Consider the following 21,298-nt stretch of genomic DNA (forward strand, 5'->3'; position numbering starts at 1 on the left):
GTGAGCCTAATTCGCCTTGTTCAACGACACTTTTTGTTTGATCTCACCAAAGGGCGCCTCGCCCTCATCGGTGACAAATTGGATGGAAACCTTATCATCCGGCTTCAGGAATGGTGTGCGCTGCTCGGCATCTGCGGCCTTTTCGGCCATCCGCGCTTCAACAATGCAGGAAAAGCCCGTGCCATCGCTGGAAATAGGCAGAATTTCATCATGAGTGTTGGCCACTGTGCCGCCGCCCAAAATGGTGCCGGCGCTCAATTGTCGTGTTTGCGCGGCTGCTTGGATAAGCTGATAGAAATCGAACACCATCTCTTTTTCTGTTCGCGGCTGGCCATAAAGCAAGCCATTAACGCGACTTTGCAAACGCCCGACAACGCGCCCTGCTTGCCAGTTCGCAGCCAGTTCATCAGGCGTCACCACAACAGGGCCAAAAGCAGATGCGGGCTTGGAATGGAAAAAACCAAACCCATCTTGCAAATCACCCGCCACCAATCGGCGCAAGGACACATCATTACATTGGGTAACCAAACGCACGGCGTTGCGCGCCTCATCATCAGTTGGGTTCTTAGGCACATCGCCAAGAATGACAGCGATCTCGGCTTCATAGTCGAGCGCCAAATCGTCCGCAGTCACCTCAATATCTTTCTCTGCCCCCAGCAGATGGTCGGAACCGCCTTGATACATGATCGGCTTTTCGTTTTGGGGGTCTTGCAACGAGCCTTTGGCGGCACGCACGCGCTGCAAATGGGTTAGATAGGCCGAAGCATCAATCCATTGATAGGCACGAGGCAGCGGTGCCAATGCCAAATGGGGCTCAAAGCTTTTGCCTGCAATGTCGCCATCATTGAGTTTGCGACTCAGCGCATCGAGGGCTGAATACACATCGGACCAATTATCGAGAGCGCTTTGTAAATTCGGGGAAATGGCGGAAGCAGATGTGCACCGTTTTAGGTTTTTGCTGACAATGGCCAGCTGTCCATCACGTGTACCATTGTCCAATGTCGCCAGTTTCATGCTGCCCCCTCGCCGGTGCGGTTTTTCCGAGATTGTATTAAGAATCAGAAATTAATATGTTTTTGCCACAATAATTTGCCACTGACAGATAGTTTTTGCCACCAAATCGTCTAAAAGGACGTTCACGATGGCGTCTCAACCTGATTGATCGGTCTTATGCTTCGCTTCACTACCCTTGTGGTCATTTGTTTTTCTTTGTTGTTGCCGCAAACCATGGCCTTTGCGCAGTCGGATAGCTGTCGCACCCTGCAACGGCAAATCCGATCTTTTGAGCGCGACCGCAATTTTCGCAACTATCGTGACAATTACAACGGATTGCGCGAAAAGCAAAAAGAAGTGAAGGCTTGGGAAAGCCAGTTTGTGCGTCGGGGCTGCCAAAAAGCCCTGAATGCAGGCAAACGTTTGGACTCCACCTGCCGTTCAATTGGACGCAAGATTCAACGCGAACGCAATGACTTCGCGTCATTGACCGCCCGTGTGCAGCAAGGTGCCGAAATCGCCAAAGCTCGCGAAAAAGCGTTGCAACAATATGCGCGCTTCGGTTGCGGCAATAAAAATAGCAGCCGCACCATCAACAATCGCGAACCTGAACGCAAATCGCTGTTTGAGCGCATTTTCGGCTCTCGCGACGATGATGATATTGTCGAAGAAGACTATTATGACCTTTATAACCGCGAGACGTTCCGCTCGGTTTGCGCCCGGAGCTGTGACGGGTTTTATTGGCCAGTGAGCTTTTCCACCCTGCCCGAATATCTGCCGGACGACCAAGCAGTGTGCCAAGGCAATTTTCGTCAAGGCGATGTGAAACTCTATTATTATTCCAACACGGATGGCTCACCTGAAACAATGGTGGACATGAATGGCAGTCCCTATAGCCAAAGTGCTAACGCATTCCGCTATCGCCAAGTTTATGATGAAGCCTGCCAGCCGCAGGAAAATGCCAATTACGGCAAGATTGAACTGGCCGAGGGAGGCGACGCGACTTCAGCAGTGATCACCTTTGGCGATGTCAGCTTTCCACTGCCTCGCCGTGACCCGCGCAAAACGCTTAAGTTGGAAGTGGCCACTGCGAGCTTTATTCCGCTGCCCCGCCCAGACCCAAGACGTGAAAATGGCGGCAACAACGTTCAAGTTACTGCCGCCAGCTCTTATTCAGGACTTCGCCTCGTCAATTTTGGCGAAAAGACCGTTAGGATAGTCGGTCCAAACACGCCTTACGTCCCAGCAGTGGGAGAAGGGTCTTAAGCTCTGGGCCGTGGCTTTGACCTGTGAGCGCCAAACGCAAAGGCATAAACAATTGCTTGCCTTTGCGGCCTGTTTCGGCCTTCAAATCATTTGTCCATTCTGACCAAGTGTTTTCGTCCCATGGCTCTTGAGGCAAGCGCTCAGCTGCGGTGGCGATAAAGTCTTTATCTTCATCAGCGACCACGGTTTCAACAGGGCCAGACACCAGCTTTTGCCAATCACGAATGTCTTGGACTTTTTCCAAATTCTCGTGAACCGCATTCCACAAGCGCTCTGCATCTTCCACGCCCATTTCGGCCAAACGATCTTTAACATCGTCGTAGCTAAGGCCATGCACCATGCGGGCATTGAAGCCAGCCAATTCGGCTGGATCAAAGCGAGCGGCGCTGCGCGACACCATGGAAATATCGAAGGTTTGGGCCAATTCTTCTAAGCTGGCGTGCGGCGCAACAGGCTGACTTGTGCCTGTCAAAATGGCGATCAGCGCCACGGCCAAAGATTCAAAGCCCTCTTCCCGCAAATTGGTGATGGACAATGAGCCTTTACGCTTGGAGAAGCCTTCGCCTGTGGCGTCGGTCAGCAAATTGTGGTGGCCGAAAGTTGGGGCAGTTGCACCCAAGGCTTCGAAAAGTTCAATTTGTGCGCCAGTGTTGGTGACGTGGTCTTCACCGCGGATCACGTGGGTGATGCCCATATCGATATCATCGACCACAGAAGGCAGCGTATAAAGATAAGAGCCATCGGCACGGATCAAAACCGGGTCTGACATTGTGTCAGTGTTCACCACCTGATCACCGCGCACCACATCGTCGAAATGCACTTCTTTGCCTTCCAGCTTAAAGCGCCAGTGTGGCTTGCGCCCTTCGGCTTCTAAGGCTGCTTTTTCTTCGTCGGTCAGCTTAAGCGCTGCACGATCATAGATGGGCGGGCGGCCCATCGCGCGGGCGCGCTTGCGGCGACGGTCCAACTCGTCCGCTGTTTCATAGCAGGGGTACAAGCGGCCATCGGCAATCAGCTTGTCGCGCGCAGCATCATGTGCGGCTTTGCGCTCTGACTGACGTTCCAAGCGATGAGGTTTGATGCCGAGCCAAGCGAGATCTTTCTCAATGGCATCTGCATATTCTTTTTTCGAGCGCTCCAAATCCGTATCGTCAAAGCGCAGAATGAATTGACCACCCGTTTTCAGCGCGAACATCCAGTTCATCAAAGCTGGGCGCGCATTACCGAGGTGAATATATCCCGTTGGGGATGGTGCAAATCGCACGACTGTAGACATTTTTCTTCCTTATTCGTCGCGAAAACCGTTTGTGATGGGGTATTTGCGGCCCAGACCGAATGCTTTTTGCGTCAATTTCGGTCCAGGCGCGGCCTGTCGACGTTTATACTCGGCGATATAGAGCAATTTTTGCACTTTGGCGACCACTTCCGGATCATGCCCTTCGCCGACAATTTCCTCAAAACTCTTTTCGCCTTCCACAAAGCCTTCCAAAATGGCGTCTAGTACCGGGTAAGGCGGCAGGCTGTCCTGATCCTTCTGGTCTGGTGCCAATTCGGCGCTGGGGGCCTTTTCAATAATGGATTGCGGGATCACCCGCCCTTCCGGCCCAAGACAGTTTTTCGGCATATTGTGGTTGCGCCAATCCGCAAGATGGTAGACCTGCATTTTATAAAGGTCTTTGATCGGGTTGAAGCCGCCATTCATGTCGCCATAAATAGTGGCATAGCCCACGGCCATTTCAGACTTATTGCCCGTGGTGATCAGCATAGACCCAAGCTTGTTGGACACGCCCATCAAAAACGTGCCGCGCATACGCGATTGTAGGTTTTCTTCAGCGAGGCCCGGCTTAAGCCCCCCAAACAGAGGTGCAAGCGCATCGGTTGCGGATTCTACTGCATCGCCAATGGCGACAACATCGTAACGCACACCCAACCGTTCGGCGCATTCTTTGGCGTCTTTCAAGCTGTCTTCGGACGTGTATTTATATGGCAACATGATGCAGTGCACATTTTCTGCCCCGATGGCATCAACCGCGATGGCCGCCACAACGGCAGAATCGATACCGCCAGAGAGACCCAACACCACTTTTTGGAAATGGTTTTTGTGCAGATAGTCGCGCAAACCCAACACGCAGGCACGCCACGGTGCACCATCGTTTGACGCCAGCGGCTCGACCTTGTCAGTGTCACACACCCAGCCTTCATCACCCCGATGCCAATCGGTGATGATCAGTTCCTCTTCAAAGCTTTTGCCGATAAAGGCCAAAGACCGATCTGCATTCACCCCAAAAGAAGCGCCGTCAAAGATGAGCTCATCTTGGCCGCCGATCTGGTTGAGATAAAGCAGCGGCAAGCCGCTTTCGACCACACGCTCGACCACAACATTCAACCGCAAATCATGCTTATTGCGCCAATAGGGTGAGCCATTCGGGCATAGCAACAGTTCGGCACCCGTTTCGGCCAAACACTCAACCACTTCTTTGCGCCAAATGTCTTCGCATATCGGCACACCGATACGGACATCTTGAATGTTGAATGGCCCGGGCAAATTGCCTGGGGTGAAATAACGTTTTTCGTAAAACACATCATCGTTGGGCAAATCATGCTTTGCGCGCCAGTCAATGATGCTGCCATCTTCAGCCAACAGCACCGCATTATAGAGCTGGAAATTGTCGACCCAGATGGAAGGGATCAAAAGCGAAATATCTTTCTCACGCCCGTGTGCCGCCAAATCTTTGGCGGCTTCCATCGCCTTTTTCACAAATTGTGGTTTAAACAGCAAATCTTCCGGGAAATAGCCCGTGGGGAAAAGCTCTGGGAACATCAAAATGTCCGCCCCTGCTTCCACCGCTTGATCGATGGCGAGCTTGCCTTTTTCTACATTTTTGGAAAGGGCGCCAACCGTTGGGTTGAGTTGCGCCAATGCAATTCGCAATTTATCAGCCACGCGGCCCGTCCATCATGAAGGTTCAAAACAGCCCATGCTTTAACGCTTTGGCCCAGTAAGAGCAAGCCTTGCACATACAAAAAGGCCGGGCATTGCCCGGCCTTAAAGTGTGTTTGGTGAGGATGTTAGAATGAGTAAGACAATTCCGCCAATATACCGTAGCGCCACATGGAGAAAGCTTCTAAATCCGTCACATAATCTTGGAGTGCAACGGTGCCATCAGTTTCGTAGGTGCCATCAGGCTCACTGTCGACTGCATCGGTGATGGTTGCAACTTCAAAACGTGCCTCGCCACGCGCTTCCAAATACCATGCGCGTCCGCCAACATTGAAATTCCAATTGTCAAAGCTCGTGCCGACCATGACCTGCGCCGTGCCGCCATAGCCATAGCCACTAAATTCGGTCGGGCCAGACTGTGTGGTCAAAACGGCCCCGGAATCAGTATCTGCGGAAATTGTTGCTGCCAAAGTGCCGTTGACCTGTGCATATGGAATGGCGGCGGCTTCAGCAGAAATGTTGAATGCACCAACTTTTGCTTCACCAACAACGCCCAATCGCATGGCGTTGACATCTAGATTGTTGACAGTGCTATCGCCAGCAAAAATCGGATCGCCTGTACCCAAGTCCCAAGTCACATCGTCGGGACCGTCAACAATAGAAAAATTGCCGCGCCCCATATCAGGAGAGTCGTTCCAATATTGGTAGCCAGCGATTAGACCAAGTCCGCCGGAGTTATCGCCATCTTCAAAATGGATGGGCATATAGCCAAAATCGCCCATAAAGTAAGCGACTTTACCATCGGTGATGGATGCATCTGTAACACCGCGGGCACTGTTGGAATATGAGCCGTTGATCAGGGCGGAATAGCCACCAACCAGATTTACAAATGAGTTCGTGTAGTTATCGTCTACACGCAAATACAATTCGCCAAAGTGCGTGGTGTCGGTTGAGCTGAAGCTTTCGCCAAAGCTTTCCACCTCTTGCCCCCCCTGCGCATACCAGTAGCGAATACCAGTGGTGAAGCCGACACTTTCAAACGGTGTATCTTCCCACCCCTGTTCAGTGTATCCGCCACGCAAATCTGAGGGAAAATCCGCTGCAAGGGCTGATTGCCCAGCAGTTAGCCCGACTAGGGCTGATAAAATAAAGCAAACTGGTGTGTGCCGCATGTTGCACTCCGAACTCAAAACAATTGTGCATATTTATGAGCCATTAAGGTTAATGCGCGGCTAAATTTGTCTTAACAAACAGATAAGGGCGCCACAAAATTGTGACGCCCTCACCTAAATCTCGATTTGAAATGAACTAGATCGCCGCCAGCTTGCGTGGACGCTCTGAACGCTGGGTTTTCATTTCTTCAGCCACTAGGAATGCCAACTCGATAGATTGAGACGCATTCAAGCGTGGGTCGCAATAGGTGTGATAACGGCTGGACAATTCAGCTTCGGTAACCGCTGAAGCGCCACCAACACATTCAGTAACGTCTTTACCTGTCATCTCCACATGCACACCGCCTGCATAGGTGCCCAATTGACGGTGGATTTCAAAGAAGCTCTTCACTTCAGACAAAATCCGATCAAACGGACGGGTTTTATAACCAGTCGATGCTTTGACCACATTGCCGTGCATTGGATCGCAAGACCACACAACGGTCCGCCCTTCTTTCTCCACGGCCTCAATGAGGCGCGGCAAATGTTCTTCAACTTTGTCGGAACCAAAGCGCGTGATCAGTGTCAGACGTCCAGCTTCATCTTCTGGGTTGAGCTTGTCGATCAAACGCAAAAGATCGTCCGCTTCCATTGATGGGCCGCATTTCATGCCGATTGGGTTGTTGATGCCTGAGAAATATTCAACATGCGCTTCATTGATGTCGCGGGTGCGGTCACCAATCCAAAGCATATGGCCCGACGTCGCATACCAATCATTGGTGATGGAGTCGCGACGCGTCAACGACTGCTCATAGCCTAACAACAAAGCTTCGTGGCTGGTATAGAATTTGGTTTCGCGCAATTGCGGCGTGTTGTCCGCATTGATGCCTAAGGCGCGCATAAAGTCGATCGCATCGTCAATTTTTTGCGCCACACCTTCATATTTCTCATATGATTTGGTGCCCTTTACAAACTCCATCGTCCATTCGTGATTGCGCTCAAGGTTGGCATAGCCACCAGAAGCGAAAGCGCGGATGAGGTTCAAAGTTGCTGCGGACTGACGGTAAGCCATCAACATGCGCTGTGGATCAGGCACACGAGATGTTTCAGTGAAATCAATATCATTGATGATATCACCGCGGTAGCTCGGCAATGTCACGCCATCTTTCGTTTCATCGTCGGAAGAGCGCGGCTTGGCGAACTGCCCGGCCACACGACCAACTTTCACCACTGGCTTTGAACCACCATGGGTGAGCACAACAGCCATTTGCAAAAAGACGCGGAAGAAGTCGCGAATATGGTCGGCATGGTGCTCTGCAAAGCTCTCCGCACAGTCGCCGCCTTGCAGCAAAAAGGCTTTACCTTTTGCCACGTCCGCCAATTGATCTTTCAAGCCGCGCGTTTCGCCTGCAAATACGAGCGGCGGAAAGTTTGCAAGGCGCTCTTCAACAGCAGCCAGCTCCGCCTTATCTGGATAAGCCGGAACCTGGCGGATGTCTTTCGATCTCCAACTATCAGGTGTCCAGTTATGCATAATTTACTCGCTTTCAAATATATTAGGTCACATAACCCTCTGGATTTACCAGAGATTGATAGCATAAACCAGTTATTAAGGCCGTTTTGGGTACGGCAAATGCGAAAAATCTCAACATAGACTCTCCATTTAAAGTGGATATATAGAGTCGTGTTTTAAAGATTCGGAGTTCAAGATGCGCGACCTCAACCATTCTCATAAATTTGCGGACATCCATTCGCGCCTGAGCGCCGGACCTCGGATCAGCTATCTGCGCGACTGGATTTATGGCGGCATTGATGGCGCGGTGACGACATTTGCAATTGTCGCGGGCGTGGTGGGCGCCGAACTGTCCGCCGGTGTGGTTGTGGTTTTGGGCATCGCCAACTTGCTGGCTGACGGCTTTTCGATGGCCGCCTCAAACTATTCGGGCACCAAAGCGGAAATTGACGATTACAACAGGGTTTTGGAAGTTGAAAAACGCCATATTCGCCAACATCCTGAGGGTGAACGCGAGGAAGTGCGTCAAATCTTTTCCAACAAGGGATATTCAGGCGAAGAGCTTGATGAAATTGTCAAACTGATCACCACCCACGAAGATATGTGGCTGGAGACCATGATGGCAGAAGAATATGGCCTTTCAAACGTGCAGCGCTCACCTATTCGGGCGGCACTTGCGACATTTTTAGCCTTTTTGGTGTGCGGTGCGGTACCGTTACTGCCCTATTTCTTGGGCCTAAGCTCGGGCGCAGTTGTGGCCGCAACCATGACCGGCATTGTGTTTTTGCTGATTGGCGCGGTGAAATCCCTTTGGTCCACCTGGAGTTGGTGGGTTAGCGCGCTAGAAACATTCGTCATCGGCATGTCGGCCGCGGGATTGGCTTATTTTGTTGGCGCAGCCCTGCGCGGGCTTGTGGGTGCATAAGGAGAAATCATGGCAAATGTGTTGGTGATTTCCGCCCACCCGTTAAAGGACAGTCTTTGCGCCCACCTCACCGAGCAAATTAAAGATGCGCTGACGTCACGCAATTTCGTGGTGGTCCATCGCGACCTCTATGAACAGCAGTTTGACCCGCGTTTATTGCCAGAGGAAAGAGCCAGCTTTTATAATAACTTTGATCAGTCGCGCCTGACTGAGGAGATTACCGAGCTGCAGGCGGCGGACATATTGGTGCTGGCTTTTCCCACTTGGTGGTTTGGTTTTCCGGCAATTTTAAAGGGCTGGTTTGACCGGGTGTGGGCACCTAGGGTGGCCTTTGAACACGCTGAAGATCTCTCAGCGCTGCACCCGAAGCTGCACAATCTAAAACATGTGATCGCCGTGACGACCATGGGTTCGCCCTGGTGGGTTGACCAACTTATCCTTTGGCGCCCGGTGCGCCGGATATTGAAAACAGCACTGGTTGGTGTTTGCGCGCCCCAAGCCAAGTTTGATTTTTTCGTTCAATATCAAGCGGAGAAAATAGATCAGCATAAGTTGGACCGCTTTGTGCAACGCATTCGGCGCAAGTTAGCGCAAGTCGTCGACTAATCATCTATCGGCGTGAGCGTTTTGAGGTCCGATGGCGTTTTTTTTCTAGTCTTTTGGCAACTCACCTGCGGGTGGTTCCCAAAGCTCGATGGCATTACCTGCAGGGTCTAGAAAACGGAAAAATCGGCCATATTCCTCATCGTCTTCGCCAATTTCCTCTACGCCATGTGCGCGCAGTTTTTGGATGAAATCATCGATACCTTCCACCCTTAGATTGATCATGAACTGGTTGGTCTTCGGCCCAAAATAATCTGTATCCAGCTTAAAGGGTGCTATCACAGATGGCCCAGCTTCTTGGTGCAGCCAAGTGCCAAGATTGATTTCGAACATGTCTTTATAAAATTTGGCGAGCGGGTCGCCAGCATCACTGCGGAAGAATACGCCACCAATTCCCGAAACTTTGCTCATGTCTGCCTCCCTAATTTGGGAGATTAAAGCGGCACAGTCGGATCAAAGCAAGGTAAAAGGCGCCGGATTGAAAGCCGGCGCCCTTCATAACTATTCGACTTTTTTGCCATATTCCAGCACATAGCTTGGCTGCTTCATTGTTACCAATTCTTCAGCTGCTGTCGGATGCACAGCAATCGTGCGATCAAAGTCTGCCTTGGTGGCCCCCATCGTAACCGCAATGCCTGCCATCTGGATGATTTCGCCAGCCGCATGGCCAACCACATGCACGCCCAACACCTTATCTGTGTCAGCATCAGTGATGAGCTTGTACATTTCTTTCTCGGGCTTATCCCCCAAAGTGTTCATCATCGGGCGGAATGTCGCCTTGTAAACATTGACCTTATGATAGCGATTGCCTGCCTGTGTTTCCGTCATCCCGATCGTGCCGATTTCCGGCTCAGAAAAGACAGCGGTTGGGATCAAATCATGATGCACAAATGTGGGGTTATCATTGTAGAAGGTTTCAGCAAACGCCGCCCCTTCCCGGATGGCCACTGGCGTTAGCGCGGCTCGATCCGTCACATCCCCAACAGCAAAGACGGTTTTACAGGAGGTGCGTGATTGCTCATCAACGATGATCTCTTCGCGCGCGCCACATTCAATGTCGGCATATTCAAGGCCCAAGCCTTTCGTGTTTGGCGTGCGCCCAGTAGCAAACATCACTTCACCGAAGTTTTTCGATAAACCAGTGTTAAATTTCACATTGATCCCGTCATCAGATTTTTCCAGCGCATCGAGATCCGTATCGGTCAAAATCTCAACACCGCGCTCTTGCATCTGCTCGGCCACCATGTTGCGCACATCTTCGTCAAAGCCGCGCAAAATCTGCGGCCCGCGATAAGCCAGAGTTGTTTTCACACCCAGACCGGCGAAAATTCCGGCAAACTCGACAGCGATATACCCACCGCCAACAACCAGCACTTCTTCTGGTAGTTTTTCGAGATGGAACGCTTCATTTGAGGTAATGCCTAGCTCTGCGCCGGGAATGTTAGGCACAAAAGGCGTACCGCCTGTCGCGATCAATATGCGATCAGCAGTGAGTTCTTCACCATCCTTTTTCAGCTTTACAGATGTTCCGCTGGTGAGTTCTGCACGGTCGCGGATGAGCGTTACACCAGCATTATCAAGGATATTGCCATAAATGCCTTCGAGGCGATTGATCTCTTTATCTTTGTTGTCGCGCAAACTGTCCCAGCTGAATTCAGCATCGCCTGTAGACCAGCCAAAGCTTTTGGCGACTTCAAATTGATCGGCGAACCGTGATGCATATACGAATAGTTTTTTCGGGACACATCCACGAATTACACATGTACCGCCCAAGCGATATTCTTCGATTACGGCAACTTTGGCACCATAGCTTGACGCCAATCGCCCAGCGCGAACACCACCTGAGCCTGCACCAATCACTATCAAATCAAAATGACGTCCCATGAAACAACTCCATATCTAATTGCCTGTGATTGACCACAAAAAAGCCCCTTGGGCAACCCAAGGGGCTTCACATAATCGTGCGGCAGATTGGTTAGTTAAGCTCAATCCCTTTTCCGGACAATGCCGCTTTTACCTTTCGCTCGTAATCTATAAGAAAGTTGTTTTCCCAAACTTCGACTGCGGCCTTTAAGTCCTTGTTGATACTGACATTGTTTGCCAAAAGCTTCTGCCCAGTTTCACTTTCATAAAAAGTGACAATTTCCTGCAGCTCCTCTGGTGTAAATCGGATGGCATAGATACGAGCAAACTGCTGATATAATGGGTTGCCTGCATCAATATATTCCTGTGCAACATCGCGCGCTGTCTGAACAATTGTCTCAGAGGATTCTGGACTTTGGCGTGTTAGAGCCTGTGCAACACGTCGAATTGAATTTAGCAAAGACACTTCATAGACATTGCCTGTATCGGTCATTTCCACATATTTTTGAGCGACAGCTAGGTGTTCAGGTGTGATTTCCTGCGCATTTGCGGACCAAGTTGTTGCGACTGACATGCTGCCAGCCAAAAACAGTGCAACCAATGTATTCTTCATCAAACTACTCCCTGCTTGGTTAGCCAAGCTCTTTTACACCATTTGCGTCTGCCAGATATGCCTTGGCGCACAGGCCCAAAAACAATCCGTGCTGCACGACACCCGGCACGTTCAAAAGACTTTCTGATAGTGCTTTTGCATCCGAAATACGGCCAAAAGATGCATCTAAGATAAAATGCCCACCATCAGTTTCAAATGGCGCATCGGCCGCTTGGCGCAAAACCAGCTCCCCGTCTGCATTGAAGGCACTCATAATCTCCAAGACCGCATTGCGTGTTGCGCCCAAACCAAATTTATTCACTTCAATCGGCAATGCGAATTGGCCCAAACGATCAACCAGTTTCGACGTATCTGCGATGACCACCATTTTGTCAGACGCTGCGGCAACAATCTTTTCGCGCAACAATGCACCGCCACCGCCTTTGATCAATTGCATTTCTGCATCAATCTCGTCGGCACCATCAACGGTCACATCCAATCGGTCAATTTCATCCAGAGTGGTGAGCGGAATACCAAGTGCTTCCGCCTGTTGCATTGTCGCAATTGATGTCGGCACACAAAGACACTCAAAGCCTTTTGCCACTTCGGCACCCAAATAATCGACAAAATGTTTTGCCGTCGAGCCGGTTCCAAGCCCGATTCGCATACCAGATTTAACTTCAGACATGGCGGCAAGCGCTGCCTGTTTTTTCAGTTCGTCAGACAAAATGATCTCACAATTATTGTAAAAGCCAATGATTTCCCTATGGACTTAACAAAGAAAACCCCAATTTCACAATAAATTTATCGACTTGCTAATTAAATTTGGACAAGAACAATTCAGTTTCATATTGTTTTAACCTAAAACTTGCTTTTTAGGAGGGGTGCCGCTGACGCGTGGGGTACGCGCAGTGTTGCACATATTGAATTCATTTGGAGATGATGGGGCCATGAAATTGCTTAAACGCACAATTATGTTGTTGCTGAGCGTGGTGCTGGTTGGTGGGAGCGTTCTTGAGGCGTCTGCAGACCGCGTTTACGATGCACGAAATAACCGCTGGGTTGATGCCAGTGAAATGCAATCCTCTGGGCGCGGCGGCTCACGCATTAAGCGCACAAAAGTCGATTATGAAACCAAGCTTGCAGCAGGCACCATCATTGTTGAGACGTCTGAACGTCGTCTTTATTATGTGTTGGGCAATGGTAAAGCTATGCGTTATGGCGTTGGCGTTGGTCGCGACGGCTTCCGTTGGTCTGGCTCGCACCGCATCACCCGCAAAGCGGAATGGCCAGGCTGGACACCTCCGCCTGCGATGCGCAAGCGTGTTCCTGGTTTGCCTGCCTATATGCCGGGCGGTCCAAAAAATCCATTGGGCGCACGTGCGCTATACATTGGCAGCACCATTTACCGTTTGCACGGCACTGCTGAACCTTGGACAATCGGCCAAGCTGTTTCTTCAGGCTGCATCCGCCTGACCAATGACGATATTATCGATCTTTACAACCGGACAAAAGTTGGTGCACGGGTGATTGTTCGCCACTAAGCGATCTACTCACATAGAGATCAAATTGAATTGAACCGGGTTTTGCAAAAAGCCCGGTTTTTTCGTGCGCATTTGATTGAACAAAACACTGTTTGCAGTTAGTTTTTGCGCCATGGAAAGTTTTGCGCCCAAGCGCCCCCTTATCGATCAATTCGGACGAGCTGTTACCTATTTACGGATTTCGGTGACGGACCGCTGTGACTTCCGCTGCACCTATTGCATGGCAGAAAATATGAGTTTTTTGCCAAAGTCTGAAGTGTTGAGCTTGGAAGAAATCGAACAAATTGCATCAATCTTTGTGGCGCGCGGCGTAACAAAGCTGAGGCTGACTGGCGGGGAGCCTCTGGTTCGTCGTGATATTATGACGCTGATCGAGCGGTTAGGGCAGCAAAAGAAAAATGGCCCATTGAACGAGCTCACGCTCACCACAAATGGAAGCCAGCTAAAGCGCTTCTCGCAACAATTGGTTGAAAGCGGTGTGGAACGGATCAATGTGTCGTTGGACACATTGGATGCGGATAAATTTGCGAAGATTACCCGCTGGGGGCGTTTGCAACAGGTGCTGGACGGCATTGATTGCGCTTTGGATGCTGGGTTAAAAATCAAGATCAATATGGTTGCGCTGCGTGGCGGCAATGATCATGAAATTGTGCCGATGATGGAATGGGCACACGGCAAAGGCATGGACCTCACGCTGATCGAAACCATGCCCATGGGTGCTGTAGATGTTGATCGCCAAGACCAATATTTGCCACTGACTGAAGTTATCGAGACGATCGGCGCGCACTATGCGCTAGACGACTTGCCCTTGGATACGGGCGGCCCAGCTCGATATAAGCACGTGAAAGAAACGGGCGGCCGCGTTGGATTTATTCGCCCCCTCACCCATAATTTTTGCGAGAGCTGCAACCGTGTGCGGCTAACGGCGACCGGCGAGCTTTATCTTTGCCTCGGCCAAAATGATAAAGTGAATTTGCGCGATGCCCTGCGCCAAGATGGACCGCAGGCGGTGGCCGATTTGCTCGACCACGCCATGGCGATTAAGCCCAAGGGGCATGATTTTGAAATTGATCGGCAAAAGCCGCAAAAGCATGTGGGTCGCCACATGTCTGTGACGGGTGGCTAAAACCTATTTCTCTTTTTCGATTTCAGAGAATTCGAGCGGCAAAGCAGTTGTATATTTGATCTGCTCCATGGCGAAGGCGGAGCTAACGTCGCTCATGGACATTTCAGAAATCAGCTTTTGGTAGAAGCGATCATATTGCGCAATGTCTGGGACAACGACGCGCAATACGTAGTCGACATCACCGCTCATTCGATAGAACTCAACCACTTCGTCATGCGCTTCCACCACACTGGCAAACTTTTTAAGCCATGCTTCATTGTGTTGGTTTGTGCGCACAGACACAAAGACAGTGACACCCGCATTGACCTTGGCCGGATCAAGCACGGCGACACGGCGCTTGATGACGCCATCTTCTTCCATTTTCTGAATACGCCGCCAACAAGGTGTAGTGGACAGCCCAACTTTGCGGCCGATTTCGGCCACTGGCATCGTGGCGTCCTTTTGCAAAAGCGCGAGAATTTTACGGTCAATCTTATCAAGCATAGCGCACCATTTGAAAAATCGTTCTATTCAGCGAGACATGGATACGCCAAATTGAAAAACAGAGCAAGATTTATTCAGTTTTGGAACATGAAATTCTAAAACGGCCAAAATGACCATAGCCAACCCAAAATTGAACTTTCGGCGCGGCCATGAACTTTGCGCCATTTATATGGAACCTCAAATTCGCTGGCCCAAATGCCACGCCGATCTCGGCGAGCCAACACTTCATCAATGGCATAGTCATTATATGAGACAGCCCATCCCTCGCGCACCAACCATGCGTTCAAATCCTCTCGCCCTAAATAGCAAACCGCTAAAAGGCGTCGATATTGATCTAAACGTTCTCCAACACATGTGATGGATTTGCCATCAATCTTTTGTGCCAACGCGGCTCTTGAGGCTTCGCCACAGGCCCAATCTTTCTGATTTCGCAGGCACGTTTGCTGCAGTTCTGGCGCGTCAATACCGATCAACCGCACGCGCTGGCCACTGAGACGCACGCTATCGCCATCGCCGACATTCGGCACCCCCGCAAGTGACTGGTTTTGCTGGTTTTGTGTACCCAAAACCATTGCGACCAGAAGTCCCGCAATCGCAACGAAAGTGATGGCCCGTCGAGGAGAAAAAAATCTGCGCTTCATACTCAATCCTGCGAAATTTCGTAACGAGAGGTTAACCATCACCCGTTAGAGTATTCTTAACCGTAGTTTTCGGACAAGTTGTGAGTATTGCGTTCTAATGTCCATAGACTCTTCACCAGAGGCAAATAGAGCTGTGCGCTCTGATCGCGGGAAATCGCATCAGCGTGCGGTTAGCGATGCGCGCCAGCGTCTGACATCAAGTTCAGGCACGATGGCGTCCTATGACTATGAGCTGATCCGCGACTATGCTGGCACACGCCTTTCCGGCAAGTTTGCGATTCCTATTTTGGTTATCGTAATCGCCCTGCTCACTTCTGTTTGGGTTCCCCCGCTCTATATGTTGACTTGGGCCGCGATTGTGCTTGTGGGCCACACCGCGGTGATGATGAACTGCAAGCAGTTTTTAAACGCTTCACAAGCCAAGTTTAACGCCCGCCGCCAGACCACATCGATTGTAGTGGTGGAAACCATTTTTGGTATTGGCTGGTCGACCATCGCCTTATTGCCGATCACCAATGCGGCGCAAGAGGTTGCTGTGATCCAATGGGCGATTTTGCTGGTTGGCGTGGCGGCAAACGCCGTTTCCTCTCGAGCGGTCCCCTCTGCCACTTTGGCAAACTCTGTGCCCGGCATCATCACTGTTGGCGGCATGTTGGTGTTTAACGGCGGCATGTTGAATTATGCGCTGGCTTTCTTGGCCGTTGGCGCAGGAATCTTTTTCAACTTTCTTGCCCGGACCTTGCACAAATCAGCGATCAAAACGCTGGAACACCGTGCAGAAAAAGACATGCTGATCTTCGAGCTTGAAGAAGCCAAAACCATGTCTGATGAAGCACGGCGTGAGGCAGAACAGGCAAACATTGCGAAATCCCGCTTTTTGGCGACGATGAGCCATGAGTTGCGCACGCCGCTCAACGCCATTATTGGCTTTTCTGAAGTGATGTCTTCTGAAGTTTTGGGACCGATCCAGAACCCGAGTTATAAAGAATATTCAGCTGATATTCACGCTTCTGGCCAGCATTTGCTTAATCTGATCAATGAGTTGCTCGATCTATCTCGGATTGAGGCCGGCAAATATGAATTGAACGAGGAAGGCATTTCATTGGTCAATATTGCGGAGGATTGTCGCCGCATGTTGGAAATTCGCGCCCGATCTAAAGGCATTGAGCTGGTTGCTGATTTTGATGAAAAGCTGCCCAAATTGTGGGGCGACGAGCGCGCCATCCGCCAAGTGTGTTTGAACCTACTTTCAAACGCCATCAAGTTCACGCCACAGTCGGGCCGCATCATCTTTAAGGTTGCGGCAGGCGAAAACAATTGCCAGATGATTTCAGTGCGCGACAACGGCCCGGGCATCCCTGAAAATGAGATTGCCACTGTGCTGTCATCATTTGGTCAGGGCTCGCTTGCGCAAAAAACAGCAGAGCAAGGCGCTGGTTTGGGCCTACCGATTGTGCAGAAAATTATGGAATTGCATGGTGGCCGTTTTGATCTTTTCTCCAAACTGCGCTTTGGCACCGAAGTGATCGCAACATTCCCACGCTCTCGCGTTATGGAAGCGATGGCGCCCGTACGTAACGGACGCCGCAAGCTTGAAATCTACAAAACAGGCTCTGACACCTAAGAGCTTTAATGCGTGGTCTGCTGACCTGCAACGGCAGCCTCTTCAAAGGTCGCCATATTTTTGTGCAGGTGCAACGCGGTCTTGACCATGGATGCCACGAGCGCAGCGCCGGAGCCTTCGCCGAGACGCATACCCAAATCAAAGAGCGGCTTCTTACCCATTTTTGCCAACACTTCAGTGTGAGCAGCCTCAGCTGATTGGTGCGCAAAAATGCAGTGATCAAGCGACATTGGATTTGCCGCATGTAGAACTGCAGCGGCTGATGTTGCAACAAATCCATCCACGATGACAGGCAGCTTGTTGTGGCGCGCAGCGATGATCGCGCCGGCCATGGCGGCGATTTCACGACCACCCAAACGTGCCAAAATTTTCAATGGGGTATCCAGATCGTCTTTGTGAAGCTCAAGGCCGCGGTTAACAGCATCGGCTTTACGCTTCAGCCCCGCATCATCAACGCCCGACCCACGGCCAACCCAGTCTTCACCTGTGCCGCCGAACAAGGCGGCATAGATGGCGGCGGCAGGTGTGGTGTTGCCAATGCCCATTTCGCCAATGCACAACAGATCAGGCTTACCTGCAATCGCTTCCATGCCATAGGCGATCGTGGCCGCGCAGGTGCGATCGTCCATTGCTGCGATTTGGGTAAAATCGCCGGTAGGCAATTCCAAAGCCAGTTCAAAAACCCGCAAATTAAGTTCGTGCAAAGCGCAGATTTGGGAAATTGCGGCCCCGCCATTTGTGAAGTTGGCGACCATTTGCTGGGTCACTTCTGATGGAAATGCCGATACACCCTGATCAACAACGCCATGGTTTCCGGCAAAAATTGCGACCATTGGATTGTCCAATGTGGGGGTTGGCTTTTCCTGCCAACGCGCCAACCATTCAACCATTTTCTCCAGCTCACCCAATGATCCAGCAGGTTTCGTAAGCTGTGCATCTCGCTCGCGCACGGCATCAACTGCGGCTTCACTGCCATTCGGCAACAGCATCAGCAGTTCCTGGAAATCATCAAAAGGGCTTTTCTGGTCTTGTTCGGTCATGGTATCGACTCGCATTTGGGTTAAGTGAACGTCCTCTTTTATCCAACATTTAAGGAAAAGCAATTGACCAGCGTGCCCCCACCAACAGTGAACCCGATCAATGACAATGATGCGGGATCGCCTCCGCCCCCACCAGAGCAGCTTTCGCCGTTGGATGCCATTGTGATGGGGCTGCGCTTTTATTCACGCTTGCCCACAGGAGACAGCCCGCATTTGCCGCTTAATTTTGGCAAGATGATTCATTTTTTGCCCATGGCGAGTCTAATTATGGGTGTGTTCCCCGCGCTAACTATTTTGTTGCTCGGCGCGCTGGGCGTGCAAAGCTTGTTTGTGGCCACAGTTGCTTTCGCCATGAGCGCGGTGATCACTGGGGCAATGGCAGAAGATGCATTTGGCGACGCGATGGATGGTTTGTTTGGCGGACATGATGTTGCCAGGCGCTTGGAAATCATGAAGGATTCCCGCCATGGCACCTATGGCGTTTTGGGGCTGATTGCACCCTTTATGCTACGCGTGATTACTCTTGGCACCTTGATCTCTCTAAGCCCTGTTGCGGGGGCAATCTTGTGGCTTGTCGCCTCAATGCTGGCGCGCCAGACTGCGCCGATTGTGGCGGTGATGTTGCCCCCTGCACGCAGCGATGGCGCATCCGCTGGCGCAGGCATTCTGGCAAAGAAAGATTTTTTCTTTGGCTTTGCTCCTGCACTTGCGTTGTTCAGCTTTTTTGCGCTGCTGCTTGCAGGCCCAATTGGGCTTATTCTTGCACTGGCATTTGGCGCGGGGCTTTGCTTTTTCTGGTTGAAACTTTTGACAAAATTGCTGGGCGGTCAAACAGGCGACACAATCGGCGCATTGCAGCTGCTTCTTGAAATTGCCGCATTGAGTGCCTTTATTCTTATTTAGACCGAATTGCTGTTCGAAAGGGTTTCCCTTGGTTTTTATTGGCATCGCGCTGCTCATTGTGCTCGCCCTCACTTTGCTGATCTCGTCTAATGCCGGTGAAATGATCGGTTTGGCCGAACAGGATTTTGGCCAATTGATTGTGTTGCTTGCCGTGCTTGTGCTGGTGGCAGGCGGTGCCTTTGGTCGCCGCATTCGATTGGGCGAAATGCTCTCGGGCATTGTGATGTGGAGTGCCATATTTGCCGCGATTATTATCGGCTATAGTTTCCGAGCAGATTTCGAACGGTTTGGATCGCGCTTATGGGGACAGCTTTCCCCCGGATCTGGCTATTCAGACGCAGAAGGCGGCACCGTTATGTTTAGCCGCGACATAAACGATCATTTTGTGATCAATGCCAAAATTAATGGGAATACGGAACGCTTTCTATTCGACACAGGCGCATCGACCATTGTGCTGACTGCAGACAGCGCGCGGGCGGCTGGGTTTGACCCATCGCGTTTGATCTATTCAATCCCTGTACAAACGGCAAATGGTCGAACCGAGGCTGCTCGGATCAAGCTAGAGCGGATAGAGGTGGGCGGCATCGTGCGTGAAAATATCGAAGCCTTGGTGGCGCGGCGCGAAGCGCTGAATGAGAATTTGCTGGGAATGAATTACCTACAAACCTTGCGCGGCTTTAGCGTACAAGGCGATCAGCTCACGCTTACGGATTAAGCGGCAGCTTGCCGTGCAGCAATCAACAGATCAAAAGCCTCTTCAACCAGCTCCACCCCACGATCCGCTTTCACCGCTTCAACGGTAAGCAATTGGCGGTAGCGGCGTGCACCCGGCTTGCCAAAACCAAGACCCAACATGTGGCGCACAATTTGATTCAGTTTTGCGCCCTTAGTCATTTGAATTTCAGCATAATTTGTCATCACTTCACAAAGCGATTCAAGCGAAATTGGCGGTGTGTCATCGCCAAAAATTTCGCGATCCACATCCCACAACAGTGTTGGATTGTGATAGGCAGCGCGACCCAACATCACCCCATCCACATGTTGCAAATGGGTTTGGCATTGCGCCAGATCTTCAATGCCGCCATTGATCATTAATGGCAAACCGCCAACATGATTTTTCAAGCGATAGACACGATCATAATCAAGTGGTGGTACTTCACGGTTTTGCTTGGGTGACAGGCCCTGCAACCATGCCTTTCGCGCATGGACATAAAGCGCATCCACTTTGGCATCCAACATGTGATCCACGAAACGACGCAAATCCTCTTCACTGTCCTGATCATCAATGCCGATACGGCATTTGACGGTGATTGGTGTGTCGGTGACATCGCGCATGGCCCGCACACAATCAGCGACAAGTTCTGGCTCAGCCATCAAGCAAGCACCGAAGCGACCGGATTGGACACGATCTGACGGACACCCGACATTAAGGTTGACCTCGTCATAACCAAACTGATCGCAAAGCTTGGTGGCTTCAGCTAACTCCTTCGGATCGGAGCCGCCCAACTGCACCGCGATGGGATGCTCCACATCATCATTGTAGTTCAGCAGCCAGTCCGCCCCGCCGCGGATCAGCGCAGCACTGGTGACCATTTCAGTAAACAGCAGCGCATGACGCGACAAATGGCGGTGGAAAAACCGGCAATGCCGATCTGTCCAGTCCATCATCGGAGCCACAGAAAATTTACGCGCTTGCTGGATGCTCATGCTTTTTTGATCACACCTATTGGGATTAAGTGGCGTCCATTAGCACAAAAATTTGCCTTTGTCGCGTGTCTAACAAATCTAGCTGGAACAGGTGCCCCGCCCATGCGTTACCCCTTTCCGGAGGTAATTATGCAAGACGAACAAACTGAACAGAATGAGACATTGAAAAAGACAGAGGCGCGGCAAGGCCAGCGCGGGTTTAGCACGCGCGTATTGTTGATCTCCCTACCGTTGATCATCTTGGCATTTATTGCCATCTATATTTTCGCTGAAGCCAATGACAGTGAGAACCCTAGCGCTGGCGATGTGCCAAGCGTAGACAGCAGCGAAACACCCCCAACTGAATAAACCGCCTCGCGGCTCACGCAGCGTACGGCATTGCG

The 21,298-nt window shown here is 51.1% G+C and carries 22 protein-coding genes; 9 read left to right on the top strand and 13 right to left on the bottom strand.

Annotation, left to right across the window (positions count from 1 at the left end):
* Nucleotides 1–6 precede the first annotated feature (6 nt).
* On the bottom strand, nt 7–1,014 hold the full coding sequence (locus ACP15Y_RS03980) for a fumarylacetoacetate hydrolase family protein (RefSeq protein WP_424981702.1): 1,008 nt from the start codon (nt 1,012–1,014) through the stop codon (nt 7–9).
* Nucleotides 1,015–1,170: 156 nt separating this feature from the next.
* On the opposite strand from ACP15Y_RS03980, the gene ACP15Y_RS03985 reads away from it, so the two are divergent.
* Nucleotides 1,171–2,259 carry a DUF2865 domain-containing protein gene (locus ACP15Y_RS03985; protein ID WP_424981703.1) on the top strand — a complete coding sequence of 363 codons (1,089 nt, stop codon included), beginning with the start codon at nt 1,171–1,173 and terminating at the stop codon, nt 2,257–2,259.
* On the opposite strand, the gene gltX is transcribed toward ACP15Y_RS03985, so the two are convergent.
* From gltX to ACP15Y_RS04005, 4 genes are all read right to left on the bottom strand, one after another.
* Entirely contained in the window at nt 2,204–3,535 is a 1,332-nt protein-coding gene (gene gltX / locus ACP15Y_RS03990) for a glutamate--tRNA ligase (protein ID WP_424981704.1), read from the bottom strand. The two genes, ACP15Y_RS03985 and gltX, sit on opposite strands and share 56 nt — an antisense overlap.
* Nucleotides 3,536–3,544: 9 nt before the next feature.
* Nucleotides 3,545–5,203, bottom strand: coding sequence for an NAD+ synthase (locus ACP15Y_RS03995; protein WP_424981705.1), 1,659 nt, complete (start codon nt 5,201–5,203; stop codon nt 3,545–3,547).
* A gap of 125 nt (nt 5,204–5,328) precedes the next feature.
* Nucleotides 5,329–6,372, bottom strand: a complete 1,044-nt coding sequence (locus ACP15Y_RS04000; RefSeq protein WP_424981706.1) for a hypothetical protein — start codon at nt 6,370–6,372, stop codon at nt 5,329–5,331.
* A 136-nt stretch (nt 6,373–6,508) separates the two neighbouring features.
* Complete coding sequence (locus ACP15Y_RS04005; RefSeq protein WP_424982457.1) at nt 6,509–7,888, bottom strand: class II 3-deoxy-7-phosphoheptulonate synthase; 1,380 nt, start codon at nt 7,886–7,888, stop codon at nt 6,509–6,511.
* A 172-nt stretch (nt 7,889–8,060) separates the two neighbouring features.
* On the opposite strand from ACP15Y_RS04005, the gene ACP15Y_RS04010 reads away from it, so the two are divergent.
* Together ACP15Y_RS04010 and ACP15Y_RS04015 are read left to right on the top strand one after the other, a co-directional pair.
* The gene (locus tag ACP15Y_RS04010) at nt 8,061–8,789 is read left to right on the top strand and encodes a VIT1/CCC1 transporter family protein (protein ID WP_424981707.1); all 729 of its coding nucleotides are present in this window, start codon (nt 8,061–8,063) and stop codon (nt 8,787–8,789) included.
* Between the two features lie 9 nt (nt 8,790–8,798).
* The gene (locus ACP15Y_RS04015; RefSeq protein WP_424981708.1) at nt 8,799–9,395 is read left to right on the top strand and encodes an NAD(P)H-dependent oxidoreductase; all 597 of its coding nucleotides are present in this window, start codon (nt 8,799–8,801) and stop codon (nt 9,393–9,395) included.
* Nucleotides 9,396–9,440: 45 nt separating this feature from the next.
* Here ACP15Y_RS04015 and ACP15Y_RS04020 read toward each other — a convergent pair whose 3' ends face one another.
* From ACP15Y_RS04020 to rpiA, 4 genes are all read right to left on the bottom strand, one after another.
* On the bottom strand, nt 9,441–9,803 hold the full coding sequence (locus ACP15Y_RS04020; RefSeq protein WP_424981709.1) for a VOC family protein: 363 nt from the start codon (nt 9,801–9,803) through the stop codon (nt 9,441–9,443).
* A gap of 90 nt (nt 9,804–9,893) precedes the next feature.
* Nucleotides 9,894–11,276: a glutathione-disulfide reductase gene (gor, locus tag ACP15Y_RS04025; protein ID WP_424981710.1), complete on the bottom strand. Its 1,383-nt coding sequence runs from the start codon at nt 11,274–11,276 to the stop codon at nt 9,894–9,896.
* A gap of 91 nt (nt 11,277–11,367) precedes the next feature.
* Entirely contained in the window at nt 11,368–11,868 is a 501-nt protein-coding gene (locus tag ACP15Y_RS04030) for a DUF2059 domain-containing protein (protein WP_424981711.1), read from the bottom strand.
* Nucleotides 11,869–11,887: 19 nt separating this feature from the next.
* Entirely contained in the window at nt 11,888–12,577 is a 690-nt protein-coding gene (gene rpiA, locus ACP15Y_RS04035; RefSeq protein ID WP_424982458.1) for a ribose-5-phosphate isomerase RpiA, read from the bottom strand.
* A gap of 220 nt (nt 12,578–12,797) precedes the next feature.
* Between rpiA and ACP15Y_RS04040 the strand changes: the two genes are divergently transcribed.
* Both ACP15Y_RS04040 and moaA read left to right on the top strand, forming a co-directional pair.
* Entirely contained in the window at nt 12,798–13,391 is a 594-nt protein-coding gene (locus ACP15Y_RS04040; protein ID WP_424981712.1) for a L,D-transpeptidase, read from the top strand.
* 112 nt (nt 13,392–13,503) lie between these two features.
* Nucleotides 13,504–14,517 (top strand): GTP 3',8-cyclase MoaA, encoded by a 1,014-nt coding sequence (gene moaA, locus ACP15Y_RS04045; RefSeq protein WP_424982459.1) that lies wholly within the window; start codon nt 13,504–13,506, stop codon nt 14,515–14,517.
* Between the two features lie 3 nt (nt 14,518–14,520).
* On the opposite strand, the gene ACP15Y_RS04050 is transcribed toward moaA, so the two are convergent.
* Complete coding sequence (locus ACP15Y_RS04050) at nt 14,521–15,000, bottom strand: Lrp/AsnC family transcriptional regulator (RefSeq protein ID WP_424981713.1); 480 nt, start codon at nt 14,998–15,000, stop codon at nt 14,521–14,523.
* A gap of 95 nt (nt 15,001–15,095) precedes the next feature.
* Complete coding sequence (locus ACP15Y_RS04055; RefSeq protein WP_424981714.1) at nt 15,096–15,641, bottom strand: thermonuclease family protein; 546 nt, start codon at nt 15,639–15,641, stop codon at nt 15,096–15,098.
* 97 nt (nt 15,642–15,738) lie between these two features.
* On the opposite strand from ACP15Y_RS04055, the gene ACP15Y_RS04060 reads away from it, so the two are divergent.
* Nucleotides 15,739–17,265, top strand: a complete 1,527-nt coding sequence (locus tag ACP15Y_RS04060) for a sensor histidine kinase (protein WP_424981715.1) — start codon at nt 15,739–15,741, stop codon at nt 17,263–17,265.
* 5 nt (nt 17,266–17,270) lie between these two features.
* On the opposite strand, the gene cobT is transcribed toward ACP15Y_RS04060, so the two are convergent.
* Nucleotides 17,271–18,305: a nicotinate-nucleotide--dimethylbenzimidazole phosphoribosyltransferase gene (cobT, locus tag ACP15Y_RS04065; protein ID WP_424981717.1), complete on the bottom strand. Its 1,035-nt coding sequence runs from the start codon at nt 18,303–18,305 to the stop codon at nt 17,271–17,273.
* 72 nt (nt 18,306–18,377) lie between these two features.
* On the opposite strand from cobT, the gene ACP15Y_RS04070 reads away from it, so the two are divergent.
* The gene (locus ACP15Y_RS04070) at nt 18,378–19,208 is read left to right on the top strand and encodes an adenosylcobinamide-GDP ribazoletransferase (RefSeq protein WP_424982460.1); all 831 of its coding nucleotides are present in this window, start codon (nt 18,378–18,380) and stop codon (nt 19,206–19,208) included.
* A 28-nt stretch (nt 19,209–19,236) separates the two neighbouring features.
* The gene (locus ACP15Y_RS04075; protein ID WP_424981718.1) at nt 19,237–19,923 is read left to right on the top strand and encodes a retropepsin-like aspartic protease family protein; all 687 of its coding nucleotides are present in this window, start codon (nt 19,237–19,239) and stop codon (nt 19,921–19,923) included.
* Here the strand turns inward: ACP15Y_RS04075 and dusA are convergent.
* Nucleotides 19,920–20,915 (bottom strand): tRNA dihydrouridine(20/20a) synthase DusA, encoded by a 996-nt coding sequence (dusA, locus tag ACP15Y_RS04080; protein WP_424981719.1) that lies wholly within the window; start codon nt 20,913–20,915, stop codon nt 19,920–19,922. The genes ACP15Y_RS04075 and dusA overlap by 4 nt on opposite strands.
* A gap of 129 nt (nt 20,916–21,044) precedes the next feature.
* On the opposite strand from dusA, the gene ACP15Y_RS04085 reads away from it, so the two are divergent.
* A complete protein-coding gene (locus ACP15Y_RS04085) occupies nt 21,045–21,263 on the top strand; it encodes a hypothetical protein (protein ID WP_424981720.1) in 219 nt (72 codons plus the stop codon).
* Nucleotides 21,264–21,298 lie beyond the last annotated feature (35 nt).

It is taken from the genome of Maritalea sp. S77, assembly GCF_049801075.1.
GTDB lineage: Bacteria > Pseudomonadota > Alphaproteobacteria > Rhizobiales > Devosiaceae > Maritalea.